3 tRNA genes and 3 rRNA genes are annotated in these 5,892 nt (G+C 53.8%); all 6 read left to right on the top strand.

Annotated features, from left to right (window positions below):
• Positions 1 to 436 precede the first annotated feature (436 nt).
• The 6 genes from ABC969_RS16445 to ABC969_RS16420 all read left to right on the top strand — a co-directional run bounded on the left by ABC969_RS16445 (position 437) and on the right by ABC969_RS16420 (position 5,888).
• A 16S ribosomal RNA gene (locus ABC969_RS16445) occupies positions 437 to 1,927 on the top strand.
• Positions 1,928 to 2,146: 219 nt separating this feature from the next.
• Positions 2,147 to 2,223, top strand: a tRNA-Ile gene (locus tag ABC969_RS16440).
• A gap of 13 nt (positions 2,224 to 2,236) precedes the next feature.
• A tRNA-Ala gene (locus tag ABC969_RS16435) sits at positions 2,237 to 2,312 on the top strand.
• Positions 2,313 to 2,614: 302 nt separating this feature from the next.
• Positions 2,615 to 5,406: ribosomal RNA gene (locus tag ABC969_RS16430) — 23S ribosomal RNA — on the top strand.
• Positions 5,407 to 5,603: 197 nt separating this feature from the next.
• Positions 5,604 to 5,718 (top strand): 5S ribosomal RNA (rrf, locus tag ABC969_RS16425).
• Together the 16S, 23S and 5S rRNA genes with 3 tRNA genes alongside form the textbook arrangement of a ribosomal RNA operon.
• Positions 5,719 to 5,811: 93 nt before the next feature.
• Positions 5,812 to 5,888, top strand: a tRNA-Met gene (locus ABC969_RS16420).
• Positions 5,889 to 5,892: the final 4 nt, after the last annotated feature.

Here is a 5,892-nt window from a genome sequence, read left to right as displayed (position 1 = left end):
ACCCCAAAACCCGCGGAATTCTGGGATTTTCGGAAAAAGTGTAGGAAAAATGCAAGAAAGGGTTTGACGGTATTGGAGGTCGGGCCTAGAGGGGTGTCACCGCAGCGGTGGGCCACACGGTTCGCTTCTACGGTCACCAAATAGCCAGGCGCCGGACCGCCCCACTAAAAAGGGGTTAGGTAAGGCGTCGGTCTTTTGCGCTCTTTGACATTGTCGGTTTAGATGAAGGGACATGTGGGCGGCGGCGCCCGGGTCCAGCGTTTTCAAGGCGCTGGGTGCTCGGTTAAAATATGCCGTTCCTATATGTCCTTCACGTATCCATACGTAAATGGGTGTCGTGGGGTTTTGCCTCATGGAACCTGAAGAAAATGTGCAGGAACGGCTCCTTGAAATGAGCGGGGTTATCGTGGAATTCCACTGCGATGATTTCGGACATAAACTTGAGAGTTTGATCATGGCTCAGAATGAACGCTGGCGGCATGCCTAACACATGCAAGTCGAACGAAGGCTTCGGCCTTAGTGGCGCACGGGTGCGTAACGCGTGGGAATCTACCCTTGGGTTCGGAATAACAGTTAGAAATGACTGCTAATACCGGATGATGACGAAAGTCCAAAGATTTATCGCCCAGGGATGAGCCCGCGTAGGATTAGCTAGTTGGTGTGGTAAAGGCGCACCAAGGCGACGATCCTTAGCTGGTCTGAGAGGATGATCAGCCACACTGGGACTGAGACACGGCCCAGACTCCTACGGGAGGCAGCAGTGGGGAATATTGGACAATGGGCGAAAGCCTGATCCAGCAATGCCGCGTGAGTGATGAAGGCCTTAGGGTTGTAAAGCTCTTTTACCCGGGATGATAATGACAGTACCGGGAGAATAAGCTCCGGCTAACTCCGTGCCAGCAGCCGCGGTAATACGGAGGGAGCTAGCGTTATTCGGAATTACTGGGCGTAAAGCGCACGTAGGCGGCTTTGTAAGTAAGAGGTGAAAGCCTGGTGCTCAACACCAGAACTGCCTTTTAGACTGCATCGCTTGAATCATGGAGAGGTGAGTGGAATTCCGAGTGTAGAGGTGAAATTCGTAGATATTCGGAAGAACACCAGTGGCGAAGGCGGCTCACTGGACATGTATTGACGCTGAGGTGCGAAAGCGTGGGGAGCAAACAGGATTAGATACCCTGGTAGTCCACGCCGTAAACGATGATAACTAGCTGTCGGGACTCTTAGAGTTTCGGTGGCGCAGCTAACGCATTAAGTTATCCGCCTGGGGAGTACGGCCGCAAGGTTAAAACTCAAATGAATTGACGGGGGCCTGCACAAGCGGTGGAGCATGTGGTTTAATTCGAAGCAACGCGCAGAACCTTACCAGCGTTTGACATGCCTAGTATATTTTCCAGAGATGGATTATTTCAGTTCGGCTGGCTAGTGCACAGGTGCTGCATGGCTGTCGTCAGCTCGTGTCGTGAGATGTTGGGTTAAGTCCCGCAACGAGCGCAACCCTCGTCTTTAGTTGCCATCATTTAGTTGGGCACTCTAAAGAAACCGCCGGTGATAAGCCGGAGGAAGGTGGGGATGACGTCAAGTCCTCATGGCCCTTACGCGCTGGGCTACACACGTGCTACAATGGCGGTGACAGTGGGCAGCAATCCTGCAAGGGTGAGCTAATCTCCAAAAGCCGTCTCAGTTCGGATTGTTCTCTGCAACTCGAGAGCATGAAGGCGGAATCGCTAGTAATCGCGGATCAGCATGCCGCGGTGAATACGTTCCCAGGCCTTGTACACACCGCCCGTCACACCATGGGAGTTGGGTTCACCCGAAGGCGTTGCGCTAACTCAGCAATGAGAGGCAGGCGACCACGGTGGGCTTAGCGACTGGGGTGAAGTCGTAACAAGGTAGCCGTAGGGGAACCTGCGGCTGGATCACCTCCTTTCTAAGGATATCGGCGGAAAGCGCCTATCAGGTACGCCTGGTGGGAAGAGCTTCCTCCATTCCAAAGAACATTTGCCGCCGTCCTCATGTCCCTTCATCACTAGGTTAGTCACACAGCCGGAACAGATTTGCTGTTCTGGTCGTGCGACAAGCTCGGTCGGCGCCTTAGGCGCGCCCATCAGGCGCAGCTCAAGCTGCGACGGACGGGCGCAGCAGGTGCGGGCCTGTAGCTCAGTTGGTTAGAGCGCACCCCTGATAAGGGTGAGGTCGGTGGTTCGAATCCACCCAGGCCCACCAGCATAACGAGTAGGGGGCCTTAGCTCAGCTGGGAGAGCGGTTGCTTTGCAAGCATCAGGTCATCGGTTCGATCCCGATAGGCTCCACCACTCGCCACGATAACCTAGAGATGAAGAGAAACGGTTCCGCTTCGGCGGAAGACTGAGGAGTACGCTCCTCGTATTTGACATTGTGAATGGGTTCTTAAAATCGATGCCGTAACGGTCATCGGTTTGGACGAGAAGATTTCGGGGTTCGCCTCGATGTTGGATCGGACAGATCGATACCAATAAGTTATTAGGCTGAGCATTTTTAATCATCCGCACCAATCTCCATCACTTCGCTGCTCTGCCGAGTTTTGGTTAGGTCCTTCGGGATTTAACCCAGCGTTGTCGTTGGTGGTGCGGACTCTCAAGCGTGAGGTAAGGGCAATTCGTGGATGCCTTGGCGCATACAGGCGATGAAGGACGTGGCACGCTGCGATAAGCTTTGGTGAGGTGTGAGCAACCTTTGACCCAGAGATTTCCGAATGGGGAAACCCACCTATCCTGATTATCTTTGCAGTGGCGCAAGCCAGTGCGAAGCTAATTGGGGCAAGGTATCACTTAGCTGAATACATAGGCTTCGTGAAGCGAACCCGGCGAACTGAAACATCTCAGTAGCTGGAGGAAAAGACATCAACCGAGATTCCGTTAGTAGTGGCGAGCGAACGCGGACCAGGCCAGTGCCTGAATTTCAACTAGCAGAACACTTTGGAAAGAGTGGCCATAGCGGGTGACAGCCCCGTATGCGAAAGTGAGAATTCAGGACTCGAGTAGGGCGGGACACGTGTAATCCTGTCTGAACATAGGGGGACCACCCTCTAAGCCTAAATACTCGTATGCGACCGATAGTGAACTAGTACCGTGAGGGAAAGGTGAAAAGCACCCCGATGAGGGGAGTGAAACAGTACCTGAAACGGATTGCCTACAAGCAGTAGGAGGGCTTTTGTGGCCTGACTGCGTACCTTTTGTATAATGGGTCTGTGACTTAATGTATCAAGCAAGCTTAAGCCGTTAGGTGTAGGCGCAGCGAAAGCGAGTCTGAATAGGGCGATTTAGTTTGATGTATTAGACCCGAAACCCGGCGATCTAGGCATGACCAGGATGAAGGTGCGGTAACACGCACTGGAGGTCCGAACCGATTAACGTTGAAAAGTTACCGGATGAGTTGTGTTTAGGGGTGAAAGGCCAATCAAGCCGGGAAATAGCTGGTTCTCCGCGAAAACTATTGAGGTAGTGCCTCGGATGGACACCGCAGGGGGTAGAGCACTGGATGGATGCGGGGGTCGCGAGACCTACCAACTCTAACCAAACTCCGAATACCTGCGAGTGATATCCGGGAGACAGACGGTGGGTGCTAAGGTCCATCGTCAAAAGGGAAACAGCCCTGACCTACAGCTAAGGCCCCCAAATCGTATCTAAGTGGGAAAGCATGTGGGACTTCCAAAACAACCAGGAGGTTGGCTTAGAAGCAGCCATCCTTTAAAGAAAGCGTAACAGCTCACTGGTCTAAATAAGAGGTCCTGCGGCGAAGATGTAACGGGGCTCAAGATACGTGCCGAAGCTTAGGGTGTGAATTTATTCACGCGGTAGCGGAGCGTTCCGTAAGCCTGTGAAGCGATCTGGTAATGGGTCGTGGAGGTATCGGAAGTGCGAATGCAGACATGAGTAGCGATAAAGAGGGTGAGATGCCCTCTCGCCGAAAGACCAAGGGTTCCTGCGCAAGGCTAATCCGCGCAGGGTGAGCCGGCCCCTAAGACGAGCCCGAAGGGGGTAGTCGATGGGAACCACGTTAATATTCGTGGGCCTGGTGGTGTGTGACGGATCTCGTGAATTGTTCTCCCTTATTGGATTGGGAGGGCTTTGAAGAGGTTCCAGGAAATAGCCCCACCGTATAGACCGTACCCGAAACCGACACAGGTGGTCAGGTAGAGTATACCAAGGCGCTTGAGAGAAGTGTCCTGAAGGAACTCGGCAAATTGCCTCCGTACCTTCGGAAGAAGGAGGCCCTCATCGTGCGCAAGCATATTGAGGGGGCACAGGCCAGGGGGTAGCGACTGTTTAGCAAAAACACAGGGCTCTGCTAAGTCGGCTTCAAGACGACGTATAGGGCCTGACGCCTGCCCGGTGCCTGAAGGTTAAGTGGAGGGGTGCAAGCTCCGAAATGAAGCCCAGGTAAACGGCGGCCGTAACTATAACGGTCCTAAGGTAGCGAAATTCCTTGTCGGGTAAGTTCCGACCTGCACGAATGGCGTAACGACTTCCCCACTGTCTCCAGGACATGCTCAGCGAAATTGAATTCTCCGTGAAGATGCGGAGTACCCGCGGTTAGACGGAAAGACCCCGTGCACCTTTACTGCAGCTTCAGAGTGGCATTAGGAAAGAACTGTGTAGCATAGGTGGGAGGCTATGAAGCGTTGGCGCCAGCTGACGTGGAGCCATAGGTGAAATACCACCCTGTTGTTTTCTGATGTCTAACCTCGATCCATGAAACTGGATCAGGGACCCTCTGTGGCGGGTAGTTTGACTGGGGCGGTCGCCTCCTAAAGAGTAACGGAGGCGCGCGAAGGTTGGCTCAGGACGGTTGGAAACCGTCTGTTAGAGTGCAATGGCATAAGCCAGCCTGACTGCGAGACTGACAAGTCGAGCAGAGACGAAAGTCGGTCATAGTGATCCGGTGGTCCCTCGTGGAAGGGCCATCGCTCAACGGATAAAAGGTACGCCGGGGATAACAGGCTGATAACCCCCAAGAGCTCATATCGACGGGGTTGTTTGGCACCTCGATGTCGGCTCATCACATCCTGGGGCTGGAGCAGGTCCCAAGGGTTTGGCTGTTCGCCAATTAAAGTGGTACGTGAGCTGGGTTCAGAACGTCGCGAGACAGTTTGGTCCCTATCTGCCGTGGGCGTCGAAATTTGAGAGGAGTTGACCCTAGTACGAGAGGACCGGGTTGAACATACCTCTGGTGTACCTGTCGTTTCGCCAGAAGCGCAGCAGGGTAGCTATGTATGGACGGGATAACCGCTGAAAGCATCTAAGCGGGAAGCCTCCCTCGAGATAAGATTTCATAGAGCCGTCGGAGACCACGACGTTGATAGATCGGATGTAGAAGTGCGGTAACGCATGGAGCTAACCGATACTAATTGCTCTATTCGCGCTTGAGAGTCCCACCATCAATGACAACACTGGGTGACCAGCGACTGTCAGAAGATAGTGCGGATGATTAAGAGCAACGCCTAATACAACTACGCCTACACGGTAATCGTGCATCGATTTTGGAACCCATTCGCAAACGCCCCCGGGCGCGTGCGTCTGGGTTCCAGTGAACCCTGGATATATGTTTACGCACCGGCTTCATTGCTTGGTGGCTATAGCGTCAGTGCCCCACCCGATCCCATCTCGAACTCGGCCGTGAAACCTGACTGCGCCAATGGTACTATCGCTTAAGCGATGGAAGAGTAGGTCGTCGCCAGGCATTGTAGCCGGTGCGTCAAACAGCATCCAAGGATCATCAAGAACCCATTCACATGTCATACCCCTCGCACTCCATGCGAGCGGCGTACCGTGGCGCGGGGTGGAGCAGCCCGGTAGCTCGTCAGGCTCATAACCTGAAGGTCACAGGTTCAAATCCTGTCCCCGCAACCATCGG

It is taken from the genome of Sphingomonas qilianensis, from assembly GCF_039614825.1.
GTDB lineage: Bacteria > Pseudomonadota > Alphaproteobacteria > Sphingomonadales > Sphingomonadaceae > Sphingomonas > Sphingomonas qilianensis.
Note: the sequence above shows the minus strand (reverse complement) of the source record. Positions and strands in the feature narration are given on the sequence as shown.